Source organism: Corynebacterium sp. HMSC074C05 (assembly GCF_001838325.1).
Lineage (GTDB): Bacteria > Actinomycetota > Actinomycetes > Mycobacteriales > Mycobacteriaceae > Corynebacterium > Corynebacterium amycolatum.
This window is the reverse complement of the sequence record NZ_KV836292.1, coordinates 169,421-190,543: the sequence shown is the minus strand read 5'-3', so window position 1 is coordinate 190,543 and position 21,123 is coordinate 169,421. Positions and strand designations below refer to the sequence as shown.

At 58.7% G+C, this 21,123-nt stretch carries 17 protein-coding genes; 2 read left to right on the top strand and 15 right to left on the bottom strand.

What is annotated here, in order from left to right; translation table 11 throughout:
* Positions 1–4: 4 nt before the first annotated feature.
* A complete protein-coding gene (ffh, locus tag HMPREF3042_RS07030) occupies positions 5–1,600 on the bottom strand; it encodes a signal recognition particle protein (RefSeq protein ID WP_038628644.1) in 1,596 nt (531 codons plus the stop codon).
* Positions 1,601–2,205: 605 nt separating this feature from the next.
* Here ffh and HMPREF3042_RS10915 point away from each other — a divergent pair.
* Entirely contained in the window at positions 2,206–3,117 is a 912-nt protein-coding gene (locus tag HMPREF3042_RS10915) for a collagen-like domain-containing protein (protein ID WP_070856660.1), read from the top strand.
* A 527-nt stretch (positions 3,118–3,644) separates the two neighbouring features.
* Positions 3,645–4,376, top strand: coding sequence for an intestinal mucin (locus tag HMPREF3042_RS07020; protein ID WP_070856659.1), 732 nt, complete (start codon positions 3,645–3,647; stop codon positions 4,374–4,376).
* Positions 4,377–4,545: 169 nt separating this feature from the next.
* Here HMPREF3042_RS07020 and ftsY read toward each other — a convergent pair whose 3' ends face one another.
* The 14 genes from ftsY to HMPREF3042_RS06955 form a co-directional block, all read right to left on the bottom strand.
* Positions 4,546–6,108 carry a signal recognition particle-docking protein FtsY gene (gene ftsY, locus HMPREF3042_RS07015; protein WP_070856658.1) on the bottom strand — a complete coding sequence of 521 codons (1,563 nt, stop codon included), beginning with the start codon at positions 6,106–6,108 and terminating at the stop codon, positions 4,546–4,548.
* A gap of 47 nt (positions 6,109–6,155) precedes the next feature.
* The gene (gene smc, locus HMPREF3042_RS07010) at positions 6,156–9,650 is read right to left on the bottom strand and encodes a chromosome segregation protein SMC (RefSeq protein ID WP_070856657.1); all 3,495 of its coding nucleotides are present in this window, start codon (positions 9,648–9,650) and stop codon (positions 6,156–6,158) included.
* 88 nt (positions 9,651–9,738) lie between these two features.
* Positions 9,739–11,055 carry an ammonium transporter gene (locus HMPREF3042_RS07005; RefSeq protein WP_070856656.1) on the bottom strand — a complete coding sequence of 439 codons (1,317 nt, stop codon included), beginning with the start codon at positions 11,053–11,055 and terminating at the stop codon, positions 9,739–9,741.
* Positions 11,056–11,312: 257 nt separating this feature from the next.
* The gene (locus HMPREF3042_RS10660) at positions 11,313–11,594 is read right to left on the bottom strand and encodes an acylphosphatase (RefSeq protein ID WP_080972868.1); all 282 of its coding nucleotides are present in this window, start codon (positions 11,592–11,594) and stop codon (positions 11,313–11,315) included.
* A complete protein-coding gene (locus tag HMPREF3042_RS07000; RefSeq protein ID WP_070856752.1) occupies positions 11,584–13,044 on the bottom strand; it encodes an alanine/glycine:cation symporter family protein in 1,461 nt (486 codons plus the stop codon). The genes HMPREF3042_RS10660 and HMPREF3042_RS07000 overlap by 11 nt, the downstream gene beginning before the upstream one ends.
* Positions 13,045–13,062: 18 nt before the next feature.
* A complete protein-coding gene (gene mutM, locus HMPREF3042_RS06995; protein ID WP_038628632.1) occupies positions 13,063–13,926 on the bottom strand; it encodes a bifunctional DNA-formamidopyrimidine glycosylase/DNA-(apurinic or apyrimidinic site) lyase in 864 nt (287 codons plus the stop codon).
* Positions 13,926–14,654, bottom strand: coding sequence for a ribonuclease III (gene rnc / locus HMPREF3042_RS06990; RefSeq protein ID WP_038628630.1), 729 nt, complete (start codon positions 14,652–14,654; stop codon positions 13,926–13,928). The genes mutM and rnc overlap by 1 nt, the downstream gene beginning before the upstream one ends.
* Before the next feature lie 42 nt (positions 14,655–14,696).
* Positions 14,697–15,257, bottom strand: a complete 561-nt coding sequence (locus HMPREF3042_RS06985; RefSeq protein WP_070856655.1) for a YceD family protein — start codon at positions 15,255–15,257, stop codon at positions 14,697–14,699.
* A gap of 29 nt (positions 15,258–15,286) precedes the next feature.
* Positions 15,287–16,048 carry an SPFH domain-containing protein gene (locus HMPREF3042_RS06980; protein WP_038628626.1) on the bottom strand — a complete coding sequence of 254 codons (762 nt, stop codon included), beginning with the start codon at positions 16,046–16,048 and terminating at the stop codon, positions 15,287–15,289.
* Positions 16,049–16,058: 10 nt separating this feature from the next.
* Positions 16,059–16,532, bottom strand: coding sequence for a pantetheine-phosphate adenylyltransferase (gene coaD / locus HMPREF3042_RS06975; protein ID WP_070439649.1), 474 nt, complete (start codon positions 16,530–16,532; stop codon positions 16,059–16,061).
* A 45-nt stretch (positions 16,533–16,577) separates the two neighbouring features.
* Positions 16,578–17,144 (bottom strand): 16S rRNA (guanine(966)-N(2))-methyltransferase RsmD, encoded by a 567-nt coding sequence (gene rsmD / locus HMPREF3042_RS06970; RefSeq protein ID WP_005509332.1) that lies wholly within the window; start codon positions 17,142–17,144, stop codon positions 16,578–16,580.
* The gene (locus HMPREF3042_RS06965) at positions 17,145–17,417 is read right to left on the bottom strand and encodes an acyl-CoA carboxylase biotin carboxyl carrier protein subunit (RefSeq protein WP_005509454.1); all 273 of its coding nucleotides are present in this window, start codon (positions 17,415–17,417) and stop codon (positions 17,145–17,147) included.
* A gap of 24 nt (positions 17,418–17,441) precedes the next feature.
* Positions 17,442–19,592, bottom strand: coding sequence for an ATP-dependent DNA helicase RecG (locus HMPREF3042_RS06960; protein ID WP_070856654.1), 2,151 nt, complete (start codon positions 19,590–19,592; stop codon positions 17,442–17,444).
* A 4-nt stretch (positions 19,593–19,596) separates the two neighbouring features.
* Positions 19,597–21,123 (bottom strand): DAK2 domain-containing protein, encoded by a 1,527-nt coding sequence (locus tag HMPREF3042_RS06955; RefSeq protein WP_070856653.1) that lies wholly within the window; start codon positions 21,121–21,123, stop codon positions 19,597–19,599.

Here is a 21,123-nt window from a genome sequence, read left to right as displayed (position 1 = left end):
CCAGCTACTTCTTGCCCTGCCCGAAGTCGAGATTATTGAGGTCAAAGCCCTCCATGCCTTCTGGCAGCTGGTTGCCCATCTGCTTCTGTAGCTTCTGCAGCTCGGCCATGCTAGGCATCCCCGGCATGCCCTGCATACCGGGCATTCCGCCACCGCGCATTGCCTTCGGCGGCGTCGGGCCGCGGTTAGCGCCCTTGCGCTTATTCTTGCCCTTGCCCTTTCGGCCACGCTTGGCCTTGCGGTTCGATGGGCGGCCACCGCCCATACCGAAACGACCGGCCATCTGAGCCATCATCTTGCGTGCCTCATTGAAGCGCTCGATGAGCTGGTTAACCTCCGAAACAGACACACCGGAACCGTTGGCGATACGACGACGTCGTGAAGCGTTCAGAATCTTCGGATTCTCGCGCTCTTCCGGAGTCATACCGCGGATAATCGCCTCGATGCGGTCAAGCTGCTTTTCGTCGACCATTTCGGCAGCCTTGGACATTTCCGCTCCGCCGGGGAGCATCTTGAGGATGTTACCGATTGGGCCCATCTTGCGGACCATCATCATCTGCTCGAGGAAGTCCTCGAGAGTCAGCTCGCCGGAACCGATCTTCTGGGCGGATTTCGCGGCCTGCTCATGATCGATTTCCTTGGAAGCGACCTCAACCAACGTCTTCAGGTCACCCATGCCCAGGATGCGGCTGGCCATGCGGTCTGGATGGAAGACGTCAAAGTCCTCCAACTTCTCGCCCGTGGAGGCGAACAGAATCGGCTTACCGGTGACCTCACGGATAGACAGAGCAGCGCCACCGCGCGCGTCGCCATCGAGCTTGGTCAGGACAACGCCGGTGAAGTCAACGCCGTCTCGGAAGGCCTTGGCGGTCTCCACCGCGTCCTGACCAATCATGGAGTCGATGACAAACAGAACTTCATGTGGGTTGATGGCATCGCGAATATCGCGGGCCTGCTTCATCAGAACCTCATCGATACCCAGGCGACCTGCGGTATCGATAATCACCACATCGTGGCGATGCTGGCGAGCATAAGCGAGGCCACGGAACGCGGCGTCAACTGGGTTGTCCTCGCTGGTGCCCATTTCATGGGTGGAATCGAGGCTGGTGCCCGGGAACGGTGCGAAGCACGGCACGCCTGCACGCTCAGCCACGATTTCCAGCTGCTGCACCGCACCTGGGCGCTGCAGGTCGCAGGCGACGAGAACTGGGGTGTGCCCCTGATCCGTGAGGTACCTGGCCAATTTACCGGCCAAGGTGGTCTTACCAGCACCCTGCAGACCGGCCAACATGATAACCGTTGGCGGCTGCTTCGACATATTGAGACGTCGAGTCTCGCCACCGAGGATGTTGATCAGTTCCTCATTGACAACCTCAATGATTTGGTTGGCCGGGTTGACCGTCTGGCTGCCAATAATTTCGTTAGCGCGTTCCTTGATGCGCTTAATGAAGGTACGGACAACCTCGAGGGAGACATCGGCTTCCAGAAGAGCCAGCCGAATCTCGCGGGCGGTGGCGTTAATATCCGCCTCAGTCAGGCGACCCTTCCCGCCCAGCCCCCGCAGGGCACCCGTCAAACGATCGGAAAGAGACTCAAACAAGTTTCCAGCTCCCCTTTTGCCTTGTCTTTTCTTAACTGTTCTACCGTACCCGCTGGCTACTCCGTTTGGCACATATCTATAGCTTCGCCTATCGACAACAATTGCATCCCATCCACCCTAAACACCCCGATTCGGGTGTAACCAATAGGAAGTAGAAAACGTCAATAGGGTGAAGCTATCTTATTCTCGGGACTGTTAAATTACTATTCGTTATTTTAACGTGACAACTAAGTACGACCTAAGACAGGGTTGCCCCACTGCATAAAGAACGTTTACACAATCTAGCTACCGTCAGTTAGATAACAGACAGATAACGCCAATAGCTAACTTTCACTAAGGGTGACCCTAGCGCACACTTCCCCCGAAATGGTGTAAGCCAAATTGCAAACCGGCAGCATTGCAGCAGGTCAAAGTGTGCCACTACACACCTAGAGTTATTCCTATAACTACTTCCAATGCCATGCATATATCAACCAGTTTATGGTTAGCCATGAACCTAGTTAACCGCAGTTGGCCTGGTTTTATTTTCCGCCGTGCACGATGAGGGATGAACGGCGAAATCATATTCATCGGTCTCTGACCGTTTGACTCCTTGAGAGGTTTTCATGAAGAAGTTCACTACGGCTATCGCCGCCGCCGCCTTCTCCGCCAGCATGATTGCAAGCGCAGGCATCGCTACTGCACAGACTCCGGCCCCAATGCCGACCGAGTGCCCCGCCGGCCAGCACTTTGAAAACGTCGACGGCACTTTCCAGTGCGTTGCAGACCAGCCTGAGCAGGATTCCACTGACGGAATTCCGGCCCCAATGCCGGACAAGTGCCCAGACGGCCAGCACTTTGAGAACGTCGGCGGAACCTTCCAGTGCATCGCGGACAAGGAAGCCCCTAAGCCTGAAACGCCCGGCAACAATGAGTCCCAGCCCGGTGACCTCGGAAACCCAGGTATTTCTGATAAGCAGTGCCCGGAGGGCGAGCACTTCGACATGAGCAAGCCGGCTCCGGGCAACCCGAACGTCTTCGGTGTCTGCGTCAAGGACGAGACGAAGCCGGATACTGACAAGCCAAGCAAGGACGGTAAGCCGGGTAAGGACGGCAAGGACGGTAAGCCGGGCAAGGACGGCAAGGACGGCAAGCCAGGTAAGGACGGTAAGCCAGGCAAGGACGGCAAGGACGGTAAGCCGGGCAAGGACGGCAAGGATGTCAAGGTAAACGTTGACATCAAGATCTCTGCTGAGTGCAAGAACGAAAACAAGTGCACGAAGGAAGAGAAGAAGGCCAAGGAAAAGGCCGAGAAGAAGGCGTCCGAGTCCAAGAAGACGACCTCTTCCGAGAACGTAAAGAAGGTTTCAGACTCCAAGAAGTCTGAGCAGAATAACTCTGAGTCCAAGAAGGCTTCTTCCACTCAGAGCACTGGCCTAGCAGCCACCGGCGTTGACGCCACCACCCTGGGCGGAGCCGCTCTGGTTCTCCTGGTCGGCGGTGTCGCCGCTACCCGCATCGCCCGCAAGAACCGCTAAGAAGTTTAGGGTTCTATCCCGCTAGCGAAACATAAAATGCTCCCGACGCAAATTCAGCATCGGGAGCATTTTTTGTGCGTCATACCTCCGAAAAGTCATAACTCCTATAGCTCGACGCATAAACCCCACAGGCACCGATTTTTTACCAAACCTCTACGCCCCACCCGCCTTTCGCCACCCCGACACGATTAGGAAGCACCATTCGCCAGCAAAGATGAGCGAAAGCTATAAGACATTAGAAGACTCGGGTCCATTAGCGAAGACAGAAAAGCCCCCCCCTGCCGAGTCGATAGCGGCGAGTTCTATAAACGCTCCAACCACAACGGGTGTACACACTCAGCGTTGTAAATATAAGTTCCCACTTTCCCTTACTGGGGTTTGGACGAGTCAACAATTTCGCTTTACCCCCTCCCCAAACCCATACCACTAAAGAATTTAATTAGTTATTAGAATCAAACGTGTGAACAGTGTTCCCCCATAAGCCCATTGATTGCAGGGCTTTCCTATAGACATTGTGAGGTTCCCAAATGAAGAAGCTCTCTTCGACCATGGTGGCCGCTGCCGCTTCAGCCGGCATGCTCATCGGCGTTGGCGCCGCCACCGCACAGATTCCTGACCCCGCCCCGTCGGAATGCCCCGCCGGTCAACATTTTGAAAATGTTGGCGGTACTTTCCAGTGTGTAGATGACGCTGCAAACCCGGATCCAGGAGGTTCATCGAACGATGGCATCCCACCGGGCGTTGAGGACACCCAGACCTGTCCCGACGGTTCCCCACGGGATATGAGCAAGATTGACCCGGCAACCGGAGCTTACGGTGCTTGTAGCACCTCTGATGATTCCGGCCCCACTCCGGAGCCTGATGAAGATGCCCCAGAGAATGACGGAATTCCGCCGGGAGTCGATGACACCGCAACGTGCCCCGACGGTTCCCCGCGGGATATGAGCAAGATCGACCCGGCAACCGGAGTCTACGGCTACTGTCCAACTTCCGACGATGAAAACCCAGACGATGACGCACCGGGTGATGATGAAAACCCAGACGATGAACAGCCTGGGGACGACGAGAAGCCTGGGGAGGAAAACCCAGGCGACAAGCCCGACAACCCTAAGAATGACGGTAAGCAAACCGGGACCAAGAACACTGGTCTAGCAGTCACTGGTGTTCAGGCGACTGCCCTCGGCGGTGCGGCTCTCGTACTCCTGGTCGGTGGCGTGGCAGCTACCCGCCTCGCACGCAAGAATTCTAAGGATTCCTAGCACAACTCTCCGCTAGATTCCTAGCACCTCAACAGTAAAAGCCCCGGAGCCCCGCGTATCCTCTACAGAAATCTACGCGGTGGCTCCGAGGCCTTTACTTTTTGCCGGGGGGCAACGACCGACGCTGTACTCACCAATCGATGGAAAATTCACTCATCGATGTTAGTTACTATTTGCGGCCGCCGAGCAGTGCGTCGACAAAGCTCTCCGGCTCAAACGGCGCCAGGTGGTCAGCACCTTCACCAAGGCCAACCAACTTCACCGGTACACCGAGCTCGTTTTGCACCTGGAATACAATGCCGCCCTTCGCGGTACCGTCCAGCTTGGTCAGGGCAACGCCGGTGATGTCTACAACATCCCGGAAAGTACGAGCCTGCAGCAGACCATTTTGGCCAACCGTCGCGTCCAAAACCAGGATGACTTCATCAACCTGAGCCTTCTTCTCCACCACGCGCTTAATTTTGTCCAGTTGGTCCATCAGGCCGACCTTGGTGTGCAGGCGGCCGGCGGTGTCGATGAGCACCACATCAGCGCCGGACTCGATACCGTGAGCAACTGCCTCAAATGCAATAGAAGCAGGATCCGCGCCTTCAGCGCCACGAACGGTCTCGGCACCGACACGACGGCCCCAGGTTTCCAGCTGATCTGCAGCAGCGGCACGGAAAGTGTCCGCTGCACCGAGAACAACATGGTGGCCACCGGCAACCAGCACACGAGCCAGCTTGCCCGTCGTCGTGGTCTTACCCGTGCCGTTGACACCGACCACCAGAATCACTGCGGGCTTGCCCTCGTGCGGAAGTGCGCGAATGGAGCGATCCATCTCAGGCTTGCACTCCTCAATCAGCACCTCACGCAGCAGGGCGCGTGCCTGTTCTTCCGTGCTCACCTTCTGGCTGGCAATACGCTCGCGCAGCTTATCGACGACACGCTGCGTCGCAGCCGCACCGAGGTCAGCCATCACCAGGATGTCCTCGACCTCTTCCCACGCGTCCTCATCAAGGTCACCCGCGCCCAAGATGCCGAGCACAGACTGGCCAATTGCATTCTGCGACCGGGACAGACGACCGCGCAGGCGACCCAGACGTCCCTCAGCCGGGTCGATGGAGTCAATCTGCTGTTCCGTTTCTGGCTCCGGCGTCGGCTCCGGCTCTGGCGTCGGCTCCGGCTCTGGCGTCGATTCTGGTTCGGGAGTCGGCTCCGGCACCGGCACCGGTTCAGGAGCAGGAACTACCTCTACCTCAGGCTCTGCTTGGGGCTCTGGTTGTGGTTCCGGCTCGGGCTCTGATTCCTCTTCTCCGGCCGTAGGCAAATCGATTGGGATTTCCCGCATTACGCGGTCGTGATCCCCCTCCATTTCGGTGGGGTTATCGGGAATAGGCAGTTGGCCTTCCGGCTTCAGCAGGGAGCCATCCGTCGACTTATCAACGGGCTCATCAGCCTGCTTTTCCTCTGGCTCCGGAGCCTGCTTTTCAATCGGCTTTTCCGCCGGCTTGGGCATCGGTTTTTCAACCGGCTGCTTCTCACGGGTATCAGTCCCACTACCGGCCGGAGCGAAGTTAAAACCACTAGTGGCCTGGTAATTCCCAGACTTCTCCTGCTGGGTGAGTTCCTTAGTATCTTCCTTCGCAAAGGAAATGCGCTGGTTTTTCCTGCGGACATAGCCCACAACAAAAAGCAGCGCGATAATAACGACAATCGCGACGACAAGGAGTATCCACTGAGTTGGAGTCATAACTCTCATTATGCAGTATCAACGACTCTTCCTCACTTACTCCGCTCCTACTCCGCTCCTGTCGACGGAGTTGCGGATGCCGGTGACATTCGCTGCGAGATTACTCGAGTCACACCATCGCCCCGCATGGTCACACCGTAGAGCACATTCGCAACGTCCATTGTTGGCTTCTGGTGCGTAATGACAATCAGCTGACTGGTCGCGCGGAGTTCCTCGAGCAACGCAATAAGGCGACGCAGGTTAACGTCGTCAAGTGCGGCTTCCACCTCGTCGAGTACGTAAAAGGGACTCGGGCGCGCGCGGAAAATAGCGACGAGCATTGCCAGCGCCGTCAGCGACTTCTCGCCACCGGAGAGCAGCGAGAGTCGCTTGACCTTTTTGCCCGGTGGGCGGGCTTCAACCTCGATACCTGTCGTGAGCAGGTTGTCAGGCTCAGTGAGAACCAGTCGTCCGTCACCGCCCGGGAAAAGCGTTTGAAAGACCGCGGGGAATTCTGCCTCGACATCGTTCCACGCGTCTGTGAAGAGCTGCAGAATCGTGGCATCGACTTCCTCGACAACATCGGTGAGATCCTGGCGGGCCTTGAGGACATCATCGAGCTGCGTGGATAGGAAAGAGTAGCGCTCCTCCATCGCCTTATACTCCTCCAGCGCCAACGGGTTGACGCGGCCGAGCACACGCAGATCCTTCTCCGCCTGTTTGAGCTGCTTCGTCACGGCTGCGCGGTCAAAGTTCTCATCAGGAGCAAAGTCCGCGAGCAGGTCGTCGACAGACAGCCCCAACTGGTCGACGATGCGCTCTGCAGCCTCGGTCACACGGACCTGCGCCTGTGCACGGGCGATGTCTCCCTGGTGCGCGGAATCCGTTAGCTGTGCCAGCTCACGTTGCGCCCCATTTGCCTCCGTCCGTGCCGCCGATAGTGCCTGCGACACCGTCTTCTTCTGCGCCTCGGCATCGTCGCGATCGGCCTCTGCCCGCGCCAACGACACGTTGACCTTCGCACGCAAATCCTCAGCCAGCTCCGCGACGACTTCTGCCAATTCACGCTGGGCAACCTTAGCCATCTGCGTTTGCTCATGGCGCGCCTTTGCTATGCGCTCCGACGCAGCCTGGCGACGTAGCCGCTCGGCCTTACCTCGTACACTCGACAGTCTCTCCTCGGCCGTACGCAGCGACAGACGCGCCTCTGTCTCCATGGCGCGCACCGCCGTCAGAGCCTCCGAGGCACGGTCACGTTCGCTTGTCGACGGTTCCCCCTCCTCGGGGTCACGGTCAACGCGAGCCAAGCGGTCCGCAACCTCCGCCAATTCCTTCTGGAGCTTCGTTACTCGGTCCGCGGCTTCGACTCCACGCTGCTCAGCGCGTTCGGCATCATGCACCACGCCGGACAGCTGCGCCGTGGCCCGAGTTCGGGCATCCGTGAGGACCTTCATACGACTCTGATGCTCACGCAGCGCGGCACGGGCGGCCGCCGCGTCCGTGCGGCGGTCCTCTTCTTCGGCCTGTGCACCGGAGAGCACACCACCGAGGTCACTCAAACGCACCTGTGCTTCTGCTAGTTCTTCGCGAGTCTTAGCAATGTCGGCGGCGATTTCCACACCTGATGCAGTGCCACCAGCACCGCCAGCTACCCAACCAGAGCCACGCAGCACGCCATCGCGGTCAACAACGCGCAGTCGAGTATCCTGCGTCACCAGTTCGCGGGCAACGAGTTCGTCGTCGCAGGCCACGACATCAACGAGCAGAGAGGTCAACGAACCCGAAAGCTCCGCAGGCACTGTCACATGGTCGAGCAGCCAGGAGGCCTGTGCGGGCAAAGTGATGTCCAAGCGCCAAGAATCAGATGCATCCGCAGAATTGATAACGACGGCACTGCCTTTGCCCGAGGTCACCAGCTCGTCGATAAGCGAATCTCCATTGCCCTCGCTGACTAGTGCTTCGGCGGCTGCGCCGAGGGCTGCGGTGAGTGCTTTTTCCCAGCCAGCGTCGACATCAATGACTTCAGAGAGAACGCCGAGCTCGTGCTTTTCGCGTAGCCACGCGGTGCCGTCGTTGGCAGCGGCGGTGCGCGCGGTCTCTAGAGCTTCGATGCGGGCGGACAAACCTGAGACGCTGCGCTCGAGGTCGCGCTCGTCAGCACGGAGTTCTTTCAACCGTGTAGAGGCCAGCTCTGCTTCCCGGTTAGCCTGTTCATAAGCGCTCTGCAGCTCGGGACCTTCGAATTCGGCCTCGGCTAGTTCCTGCGCGGCGTTTTCCACGGCTTCGGTGGCATCGGCACGGCGTTCGTCGGCCTCATTGGTTTGCTCGGCAAGGCGTGCAGCTTCAGCTTCGGCGGCTTCCAAGCGAGTGCGCAGAGATTCTTCTGCGGAAATGAGGCGAACCACTCCTTCGCGGCGGTCGGCGATTGCGCGAACGGCCGCGAGGTGCTCGGCCTCGGCTTCGCGGAAGGTTTCCTCGGCATCGAAAAGCGTTTCTCGGATTTCCTCCAGCTTTTCGCGAGCCTCTGCCTCTGCCTCTGCAAGCGTGGCTTCTTCGGTGGCGGCATCGTCAGCACGCTGCTCCAGGAAGTCCGGATCTGGGCCTACCCACGGAGCGACGGAATGGTCGGCCGCGCGATCGGCGGCAATGCGGGCTGTCGCCTGAATACGCTCACCGAGTGCGGTGAGTCGGAACCATAGGTCACGAGCGGAGTCGGCAGCTGGAGTAATGTCCTCCAATTCGGCTTCAAGTTCTGCAGTGCGCTCAGCGGCGATTTCAGCACGCTCCGTGGCAGCTTCTACTTTTTCCTCAATCAGCTTGGCTTGACCAGCAATGTCATTGAGGCTGTCCTGCAAATCCACGAAGTCCGCGGCAGCCAAACGCAACTTGGCATCGCGCAGGTCTGCCTGCACAGTCTGAGCGCGAGAGGCTGCCTCAGCCTGACGTTTTAGCGGCTTGAGTTGACGGGAAAGCTCACCTGTCAGGTCCTGCAGCCGGTCGAGATTGGCCTGCATCGACTGCAGTTTACGCTGCGCCTTTTCCTTGCGACGACGGTGTTTGAGCACGCCTGCGGCTTCTTCAATAAACGCACGACGTTCCTCTGGCCGAGACTCCAGAATCTGAGAAAGCCGACCCTGGCCGACGATGATGTGCATCTCACGGCCAATGCCGGTGTCGCTGAGGAGTTCTTGGACGTCCATGAGGCGGACGCGAGAACCGTTGATTTCGTATTCGCTGGCGCCGTCGCGGTACATGCGACGCGTGACAGAGACTTCTTTATATTGAATGGGAAGTGCCCCATCGGAATTGTCGATGGTAAGAGTAACCTCCGCGCGCCCCAAAGGCTTTCGCCCGGAAGTACCCGCGAAGATGACATCTTCCATTTTGCCGCCGCGGAGGGTCTTGGCGGAGTGCTCGCCCATAACCCACGCGAGGGCGTCGACGACATTCGACTTACCAGATCCATTCGGGCCGACAACTGCGCAGATGCCGGGCTCGAATTTCATCGTCGTCGCCGAAGCGAAGGATTTAAAGCCCTTCAGAGTCAGCGATTTCAAATACATGGGGCAATATCTTACCTGCAGTTGTGGACTGGAGCTGAATTACCCCAAGGACCCACTTGTTTTCACAGCCTCATTTACACAGCCTGGATTACACAGCCGCCTGCTTGGCCGACGTGTAGGCCGATTCACCGTGCTGAGCAACGTCGATACCAGAATGTTCCTGCTCGCCGTGGATTCGCCAACCGACGGTTACCTTCAGAACTCGGGCAATGATGTACGTCAGCACGCCCGAGACCACCGCTGCGATGACCGCAATAATGATTTGGATGGCGAACAATTTAAGGCCGTCGATGCCACCGCCGGTAAGCAGTCCGCGGTCGTTAGCCAGCAGGCCAACACCAATCGTTCCCCACATGGCTGCAACCAGATGCAGACCAACCACATCCAGGGTGTCATCGAAGTTGAACTTATACTTTAAACCAACGCCCCAGCAAGCCAGCACACCGCCGATATAGCCCAGAATGATTGAAGTCACCGGGTTCATATCGCCTGCGGCCGGAGTAATAGTCACAAGCCCTGCGATAACACCCGACGCGGCACCCAGCGAAGTGGGATGTCCATCACGAAAACGCTCGAGTGAAATCCAGCCGAGCATGCCTAGGCACGCTGCCACCGTCGTATTTAGCCATGCCAGACCAGCGACACCGTCGGCAGCAAATGCCGAACCGCCGTTGAAGCCGAACCAGCCGAACCACAGCAGTGCAGCACCCAGCATGACGAGTGGCAGGTTATGCGGGCGATGCTGGCTACCATCGATAGACTTGCGCTTGCCGACGATAATCGCCAGCACCAAAGCGGCGGTACCAGCAGCAATGTGCACAACCGTACCGCCAGCGAAGTCAATTGGAGCGATGGCAGCCTCGCCGTCAGCGGTCCCAAACAGCTTTGCCGAAAGGCTCTCTGCAGAGTGGCTCAGCAAACCACCGCCCCAGACCATGTATGCCATTGGGAAGTACACCAGCGTTGTCCAGATACCGACGAAAATCAACCAGGTGGAGAACTTCACGCGTTCGGCCAGCGCGCCAGAAATCAGCGCTACAGAAATAGAGCAGAACGTGAGCTGAAATCCGATGTCGATGATGTTCGGGTAACCGTTTGCACCCGCGATGTAGTTGCCTTCGCCATCCGTGATTGAGTTACGCAGTCCAAAGAACTCGAACGGGTTGGCAAATACACCACCGATCGACTGCGACCCGTAGGACATCGACCATCCCCACAGGACGTAAATGGCACCGACAACGCCGACAGCGCCAAAGCTCATCATCATCATGTTGAGCACCGACTTCTGTCGCGACATGCCGCCATAGAACAGCGCGAGCGCCGGTGTCATGAGCAAGACCAACGAAGCCGAGATCAGCATCCACGCTGAGTTTCCCGACTGTGCAATTACTTCTTCAGGCGTCATTTGTGCCTCCCCTGTCTGTCAGTAGGTAGTTATTAACTTAAACCACCCTTCTTCCGTATTTGCGTATTTTTTTTCTCACCTACGTATTCTTCTAGCGCTCCGGGAGCGCCTTAGCGTCCCAATCAACTACCCCAAGACACGAAAAAATCCCCCGCCAACTGCGCAAAATCAATCACACAGAGCGAGGGATAAAACGTATTCGAATTTTTCGGTTTCCTACACCGACATGGGGGGGGAGGAAGACAGTTAGCACCCGCTTAACGACGGTCAAACGTGCTAAATGCCCCCTTCGGTTCCTGCCATAGGGGCACCACTGCCGTCACATTGCCTGGAGTATTCGGCCCCTCCAGCCAAGCGAGCAAACTCTCACAGTCTGCCCGTGACCCTTCGGCAACAACTAACACCCGACCATCCGAATAGTTCTGGGCGTAACCAACCAACCCCAACTCCAGTGCCGTCGCGCGGGTGTACCAGCGAAAACCGACACCTTGAACGCGTCCGTGTACCCATGCGGTGAGGCGGACGTCGTTAAGCGGCATCGGACTCACGCACCGTCATCGGGTCGGAACCATCCCAGCACTCGATCTTGTCGTGACCGCGGAGGTTAGGCAGATCATCGCGGTGGAATACTGGATTAAGTCCCTTGGCCTTCTGCTCGGAATAGTTCTTCAACAGGGCGACTGCGACACCGCCTAGCGGCAGAATCGCGATGATATTGATGGTGGCCATGAGTGCGGAGAACGTATCTGCAAGCGACCAGACTAGCGGCACGGAACCGACAGCTCCGCCAATCACGCACAGGATAACCAGGACGCGCACGGTGTTCAAGACAGCCTTGCTCTTTGACAGGAACGGGATATTCGCCTCGGCGTAGTAGTAGTTACCCACCAGCGAGGAGAACGCGAGGAAGAAGATGATAACCGTGACCGCGTGGATGGCCCACGTACCCACCTGGGCCGACAGCGCAGCCTGAGTCAACGCGGTGCCCTCCGCATCGCCGCCGAAGGTCGGATCGGACAACAGGATGATAACTGCGGTGATGGTACAGACGACCCAGGTGTCGAAGTAGACACCCATCGTCTGGATGAGGCCCTGTTTGACCGGGTGCGACACCGACGCCGTAGCCGCCGCATTTGGCGTGGAACCCATACCGGCCTCGTTGGAGAACAGACCACGGCGAATACCCTGCATCATGGCGGTACCGACAGCGGCACCAGCGATCTCACGGATACCGAAGGCGTGCTCGAAGATGAGCTTGATCATGCCCGGCACTTCAGTGATATTGAGAGCCAGCACAATCAGACCGAGGATGATGTAGGCCACGGCCATAATCGGTACGACAATTTGCGTCACCGCCGAAATGCGCTGCACACCACCGAAGATGATGACGCCGGCCAAGATTGCCAGCACAATGCCGACGCAGAATTTAAAGATCGGCGTTCCCTGACCAGTCGACTCAGCCACAGCCGCCGTGATTGAGTTGGACTGCACCGCATTGAACACAAAACCGTAGGTCACCGTGATAGCGATGACGAAGAGCGACGCCATCCAGCGCCAGTTCTCTCCCAGCCCCTTGGTGATGTAGTACGCGGGCCCTCCTCGGTAAGAGTCCTTATCCCGCACCTTGTACAGCTGCGCCAGCGTCGACTCCACGAAGCTGGTAGCACCGCCAATCGCAGCGAGCAGCCACATCCAAAACACGGCACCTGGCCCACCCGTAGTGATTGCCACCGCCACACCTGCGACGTTACCGGTACCGACACGCGAGGCAGCAGAGATTGTGAAGGCCTTAAAGGCCGAGATGCCCTTGACCCCCTCGGAGATGTCAGACGGCTTTTCGGTAATTGCCTTGAACATCTCCGGGATGTACCGGAGCTGCACCACAATGGTCCGCCAACAGAAGTACAGGCCTGCACCGCTGAGTAGCAGAATCATGAACAGCCAGTACTTGTCATTCCAGGCGTTGACCCAATCGGTCGCTTGTTCCATGAAGCTCATAAGGAAATTCTAGCGCTGACAGGTGGGACACAGATAACTCGATCTATTCCCAAATGGCAGACGTACAATTGCGCGCCCACACCTCGAGCACGGCTCCCCCGCTTGGCCATAGGCGTTCAAGCTCCGCTCGAAATAGCCACTTTCGCCGTTGACATGCACATATAGTGCGTCAAAGCTCGTGCCGCCGGCCGCTAGCGCCCGCTGAAGTACCGCTTGGCCCTCCCGCAGAAGTTTCGCTAATCGACGGACCGAAAGGTCGCACGCCGGCACGCGACCATCAACCTTCGCCGCCCAAAGCATTTCGTCGGCATAAATGTTGCCGATGCCGGACACGATGTTCTGATTGAGCAATACGGCCTTGATTGGCGAACGCGACTTCATCATGCGGTGTGCAAGTGCAACCACATCGACAGTTGGCTCCAATAGATCGGGCGCGATCTTGGCTGCGGGTTCCGGAACAAAGCGACCGTGGTATTCGACCATTTCACAGGCCCAGACCCAACCAAAGGTGCGCTGATCGTTGAAGTTGATAAGGTGCCGAGCGCCGTCCGGCAGGGCTATGTCAAATGCGGCCCTGGTGTGGCGTCCGGGCAGCGTATCGGGCGTGTACGGAGCTTCCACACGCAATTGGCCGCTCATACCCAGGTGGATGGCAATTGCGGAGTCGTCGTCAAGCGTGAGCCACATGAACTTGCCGCGGCGATCCGTAGCGATAACCGTACGCCCGCGCGTACGACCGATAAACTCTGCGGCACCACCGGGTTGGCGCCGCACGGCACGAGCGTTGTAGACGAAAGTGTCCTCGATGCGGCCACCGACGACGTAAGCGTCGAGACCGCGGCGTACGGACTCGACTTCAGGAAGCTCGGGCATTATGCCAGTGCAGTATGCGCCTGATGCGCGGCGTGCATCTCGGCTTCCTTCTTCGTGGCGCCGGTACCGCTGCCCTTAACCACGCCGTCAACCAGCACGTCAACGTAGAAGGTTAGGTCATGGTCGGGGCCGGTGGTGCGCACAGTGTACTCAGCAGCCGGTAGTTGCTTGGCTGCCAGGCGCTCCTGCAACAGCGTCTTCCAGTCACGACCGCGAGACTCCGTCGGGGCATCGTCAATCATCTGGTTAAACAGTCGAAGAACGGTCTCGCGGGCAACCTCAAAGCCATGCTGCAGGTAAATGGCACCCAGCAGCGCCTCGGTGGTGTCAGCGAGAATTGAGTGCTTATCCGCACCACCGGTGGCCTTCTCACCGCGACCGAGGAGAATGTGCTCCCCCAATCCGATACTGCGGGCCAGGTCAGCCAGCGCGTACATGTTCACTACACCTGCGCGCATCTTGGAAATATCCTGCTCAGCGCGGTCCGGGAAGCGACGGTAGAGTTCTTCAGCAACGCACATGCCCAGCACGGCGTCGCCCAGGAACTCTAGACGCTCGTTATTGGTCAGCATGCCATTTTCATTTGCGAAACTGCGGTGGGTCAGAGCGAGCTTCAGGGACTCCTCTGGTAGTTCAACACCGAGTTTTTCCAGCAGCGGGGCGTGATCGACGGCCTCAAAGGCCGCCTTTCTAGCCGCTTCACCGGTTAGCCGACGCTTGCGGCTCATCCGTTATATCTCCTTTAAAGTCTTCGTCTAAGTCGTCGTCGATTACTTATCGTCCCCGAGCGAGCCAAACTTTTCCGCCAGGCCAGCCCAACGCGGATCAATACGCTCCTCTTCACCCGAGATGCCGTCTGGTTCCGGCACTTCCGAGTCCGACTCAGCACAGCTGGAATCGAAATCCAGACAGGTCGGATTGAAAGGCAGATTCAAGCCCGCCTCATCGATGACGGCTTGAGTGAAATCCACCGTATTGTCGACGATCTGACCAACTTCGTCCTCAAGGTCTTCTTCCTCGGCACCGTCGCCTGTGATGAAGTCCTCGTTGTTGGAAAAGACAGCCGAAATATGGAAGCTGAGCTCCGGATTCAGCGGGGCTAGGCAGCGCACGCACTCACCGGTAGCCTTGGCAGTCACAGTCGCGTCAACCATGACACCACTGCCGAGGTTCGTGACAATGCCGTCAACGACAACCTCCTCGCCAGCGGCGATGCCAATCATCTCGACACCAACGCGGACTGGGCTATCGCCTACCTTGCGGAACTGCTCGGGCATGCCGCCCTGCAGACATGTCGAAACGTCCAGAACAAATGGGGATGAGTCAGTCATGATAGACCTCAGTCTACCCCGAAGATGCGCTAACGCTCGTACCGGCGGCGTTCCTGCCCCTCGGAGAAGGAAGACGGCGCGTTCTGCGCCCCTGCACCACCGCCGACGGCACCGGCCCCTGAACGTAGTACAGAGCGATTGCGACCGACATTGCGCAGGGTCTCCTGGAGGGTCTGCTCAAATTCGGCGAGCTTGGAGTCAACGTAACGGTCACACTCTTCGCGGAGGCGAGAGGAATCCGCGTGTGCGTCGGACAGCAGACGATTCGCTTCGTCGTTGGCCTCGCGGACGACCGTCGACTCAGCGACCAGGCGAGCCTGCTCCTCACGGCCTTCCGCAACGGAACGCTCGTAGGATTCGTTACCAGCGTGAATCAGGCGATCGGACTCGGCAGAAGCACGATCCACAATGTTGTCGTACTCGTGCTGAGCATCCTCGCGGAGACGACGGGCGTCGTCCTCAGCGGCCGCAACGGTGCCAGCCGCGTGAGCATTAGCATTCTCGACGGTGTGGTTAGCGCGGGCCTCTGCCTCGTCGACAATACGATGGGCTTCTTCATCCGCAGACGAAATGGTGTTGTTCGCCCGGGCTTCAGCATCGTTGATAATCTCATCCCGCTGGTCCAAGACATCCTGCGCGTCATCGAGCTCAGCCGGGAAAGCATCCCTCAGTTCATCGAGCAACTCGAGAACACGCTGGCGCGGGACCATACAATTGGCCGACAGTGGCACGCCGTGTGCCTCTTCTAGGATCTGGACCAGTTCATCAAGAGATTCGAAGACGCGAAACATGACTTACATGCTACTTCAGTCTGAGCTGCAGGGCGTGCAAGACAGGCTCAGGAACTAGGCCTTCCACCGAACCGCCGTACCGAACAACTTCCTTCATCAGTGTCGACGACACGTGACCGTACTTCGGATCAGCCTCCACAAAGAGAGTTTCAATGCCAGTCATGCGCCGATTCATCTGTGCCATAGGAGCCTCGTACTCGTAGTCTGCTGCCGAGCGCAGTCCCTTGACCAGGCAGGTAATCCCCTGCGCGGAGGTGTAGTCCACCAACAGCTTCGACCAGGAGTCCACCCGCACATTGTCCAAGTGCTGCGTGCACTGCCGAATAAGGTCCATGCGCTCTTCGACGTTGAACATGCCCTGCTTATTCGGGTTGTGGGTAACTAACACGGTCACCTGATCGAATTGACGCGCGGCACGCTCAATCACATCAAGGTGACCAGAGGTCATGGGATCGTAGGAACCGGGGCAGCATGCGTGAGTCATAGAGGTCAAACCACCTTTGGCCGTCGTAAAGCGTAAAGAAGAACGTTAAGCGTTGTAGATAGCGGTGTCGAAGCGCGCCATACCGTGAATGCGACGCTTCAGCTTCTGCTGGAGCTGCTCGTAGCCCTCGGGCCACTGCGTCTCGTCGTCATCGCGGTGACGCTCCACAGTCACGACCGCGCCCGGCGCGAGGAAGCTGCGCAGAGCCTCCAACATCTCTGTAACGGCCTCCCCCGCCAGCTCGTAGGGAGGATCGGCGATGACGCGGTCAAAAGGCTCGCCCGGCGCGCCCGCAAGGTACGACGACACTTTCATCGGAGACACGGCCACATCGGGATGCCCCACGGTGCGAATGTTCTTTTCAATGGCGGCAATGGCGTTCGGATCGTTTTCCACCAATACGACGGAACGCGCGCCACGGGAAGCCGCTTCCAAACCGAGCGCACCTGAGCCCGCGAATAAGTCGAGAACGCGAGTTCCCTCTAACCCAAAGCGTGTGGACCAGGATGAAAAGATGGCTTCTTTCGCGCGGTCACTGGTTGGCCGAGTGGTCTCTCCCTTGGGTGCGACTAGTCTGCGACCGCGCGCCTCACCTGCAATAATGCGGGTCATCTACTTCCCTTCGTGCGATGTGTTCTCGTTGCCGTTGTTCTGTGCCATCGTGCTGTGAGTTGCTGGCGTGATTCGTGCCAGCAGCTGACCACCTTCGACATCCACAAATTGATCTGCCGCCACCTCCGCGACCGTACCCGGGCAGGGCGCTAAAACCGGCGCTTCTAGCTTGACGGCCTCCACGACCGCAATGACCTGACCAGTCGTCACCGAGTCTTTCTCGGCGACCTCCCAGCGGACTACTCCTGCAAAAGGTGCACAGACATTTACCATGCCCAACAGTCTACTTAGGTCTTATTAGGAGCGGTCCAAGTAGTTCGACTGCTCTTCATCAATATCGGAGATGAGCTCCCCCACAAGTCTCTCATCGCTGTCGAGGAGAGCCGTGGCGTCGTGCCGGGTGCGCTCGATGATCTCGCCGTCGGTGGTGAGGTCCACCAGACCGAGGCCAGTTGCCAGTCCCGATTGGTCATCGCCGAGTAAATCGCCAAAACTACGCGTGGCCAGGTCTAACTCCGCCAGTTGAATACCATCGGTGGTGGTGGCAATGCGTTCCAACCGGGTACGCTCCGGTGTCTGAGAATGCGTGTGTGTACACAGGAAACACAGTCCACCCCGGTCACCGCGGCCGACGCGACCGCGCAGCTGGTGAATCTGCGAGATACCGTAGCTCTCGGCGCGGCGAATCATCATGATTGTGGCCTCTGGTACATCCACGCCGACTTCGATAACTGTGGTGGAAACCAGCACATCCAGCTGTCCTGTGGCAAAGGCCTGCATCACGCGGTCTTTGTCCTCCGGTGCCATATTGCCGTGCAACTGACTGATGCGAACACCGGGCAGTTTCTTCCTCGCTCGGTCGAACACCGCTTCCACAGACTCGTCGAGGAACTGTTCCCCGTCTCGGGTAATGCGGGGACAGACAATGAAGGCGCGGTTACCCTTGGCCACTTCTTCCCCAATGCGCTCCCAGGTCCGTGCCTCCCAGCGCGGCTTTTCCAGCGTCGGTACGACAAAGGATTGGATCTCCTGCCGTCCCTTTGGCAATTCCGTCAACTGCGATACCGCGAGGTCGCCAAAAATGGTCATCGCTACCGTGCGCGGAATCGGGGTTGCCGACATCACCAACAGATGCGGTGTCATTCCGCCCCGTCCCCTACTGCGCAGCTGGTCGCGCTGGCGCACACCGAAGCGGTGCTGCTCGTCGACAACCACCAGCCCGAGATCGAAGAACTCCACGCCCTCACTGAGCAGCGCATGCGTGCCGACGACAATGTCCGCCTCACCGTTGACCGCCTCCAGCAAGGTTGCCCGGCGCTCCTTCGTCGACATCGATCCTGTCAGCAGTCGCACAGTGACGGCTACTCCAGCCCGCTCGAGCATCGCTGTCAGTGAGCGGTAGTGCTGTTGGGCCAGTACTTCCGTCGGCGCGAGCATCGCGCACTGTCTGCTGGCATCGACTGCCTGCAGCATTCCCAGCAGGGCCACCACGGTCTTACCCGAGCCGACTTCACCTGCCAGCAGGCGGTTCATAGGGCTGGTCTGCGACATGTCGTGCGCAATATCGGCCGCGACCGCGACCTGACCGTCGGTAAGCGAAAACGGCAACCCCTTGCGTAGCTCGTCGCGAAGCCCTCCGGTAACCTCCGTGCAGGCCGGAGAGGTGAGGCTCGCTTGAGTGCGTTTGCGTGCACCAACGGCGAGTTGGAGCTCAAGCGCTTCGTCGTACTTCAGCCGGGTGAGCGCAATGTCGGGGCCCGCGATGGAGGGAAAGTGTGCGCCACGCAGTGCGGAGTCGAAATCGGTAAGTCCCTCCGGTGTGGCGGGCAACGGGTCTGGCTGCAGCGGTAACCATTCGAGGATGCGCTGCATGAACAGAGCCAGGTGAATACCCGCTACTCCTTTGCGGCCACGGTAAATGGGCAGGTACGGGCGAGTGAGAAGCCGCTGCATCTCCGCAATCCCCTTGGCCGTTTTCGTTAGCGTGGCCAGCTTGCCAGTGGCAGCGCCTACTGAACCGTCGGCTTTGAGCACCATGCAGTCAACATTTTTCAGCTGCAGCTCATTGCGGAACTCGCTGAGCGTGCCAACAATGAGCAGACGCACACCCGGGTGCAGCATATTGCGCAGCCACTCGGCACCGAAAATCGCGGCCGGAAGAATGCGCACGCCGTCACTGACATAGATTTTCAGTGGCTTGCGTCGGTCGGCGAAGGCAGGCGCTGGCGAAATACTGTGCACCTCCACGACTGTGGTGATGGTGTCGCCAATGTCGGAAAATGACACATCTAAGCTCTTACCCTGCGCCACGTAGCGTTTTGGGAAATTCGTCAGTGCATCCGAAACGGTCTCCATACCGAAGGCTGTGTGGAGTTTCTTCGCAATCTTTGGCCCCACCACAATATTCAGGGGCGTGCGCGCATAATCCGAGCCGAGCCATCCGAGCATCGTGCTACTCGATTCCTATCTGCACCGGCTCATCGATGCCAGTTGCATCATAGGCTACGACCTCCACAGGCTTGTCCAGCCGCGCCCGCACTTGCGCTATGTCCACGTCCTCAGCTCCGCGCCCGAGCAGAAGAGTCACTAGTTCCCCGCCGCCAGCCAACAGGTCTGAGATGGTCTCTGTGAGCGCGTCAGTCAAAGGCTTATCGACGTCCGCAGCGACTACAGCCGTTCGCGTGCCATTGGCAGCCTCGCCCATCGCATACGCGGCAACCGCCAGCGGCAGCTCAGCCGAATGCACGGCCAAAGCAGCAAGGCCAGCCGGAATGGAGTCTGTAGAAACTACCGCGAGTGTCGGATTAGCCGCGGCAGCAGCGAATTCGATATCCGCCAATTCCTGGTCGCTGACTAGACCATTTGGCAGCAGGATTACCTCATCCGCACCCCGCATGGCAGTCAGTGCCTTGGTGACCACATTGTCAGCGAACTCCTGGTCGGCGATGGCTGCGCGATCTGTGGGAGCGGATGTGGGAGTCGGAGCGGGGGTCGGGCTGATAGCAATCGCTCCAGAGGAAGCGATGAGATCTTTCAGCGGACCGTCCGGCACTACCGCAATGAGGATGCGAGTGGACTCAGGTGTTGTCTCCGGTTCATCGAGCACCTCGATGCGGATGCCCTCCGGACGACCGAAGTCAAGTGCCGCCTCGATAACTGCGCCCGGCTCCACTGTGTGGATATGCACCATGTACTGTGCGGTCTCCGTATTACCAGCGTCACCTGCGATGATGAGCGAATTTCCCAGCGAGTTTAACCGCTCTCGCAGCGTCTCCACCGCCTGGGTATCCGCCAAGGAAATCAGGTACATGACCTCCATCTCAACGGTGGCTAGGTGTGGCGCGTCGACATGCAAATCGACCGGTGCGGCTGCGCGGCCGCTGACTTCGTCGGCAAGCGCGTCGAGCAGAATGACTAACCCCGCGCCGCCGGCGTCGACCACACCCGCCTGCTGCAGTGCCGGGAGCTGGCTGGGGGTTTTCGCCAGCGCATCGCGAGCGGCATCTGCAATCGTGTCGGCGAGCTCCTCAATCGAGTCGCCCTCAAATTCCTCCGCGACAATCGCGGCGTGACGCAGGACTGTCAGAATCGTGCCCTCCACCGGATTGGCAATCGCCTGGGAGACATGTTGTACAGCTAGCTTTAGCGAGTGCTGCACCGACTCAACACCAATGCCACTACCGGAAGCTGCCTCAGCCACCGCACGAAAAACCTGCGAGAGCACAGTGCCCGAATTACCGCGGGCACCACGCACCGCACCGGCAGCCAAGGCCGCGGTGACTGCGCGAACATCGGAAGCGTCTGCCTTTTGCGCTTCCTCATACGCCGAACTCAACGTCGCGAGCATATTCGACCCGGTATCGGAATCCGGTACTGGGAAGACATTGAGACTGTTGATCTCATCGCGGCGGGATTGAAGCGCATCAATTCCCCGGGCAACCCAGCCGACAATCGCGGCAGAACCAATCTGCGAAGACAT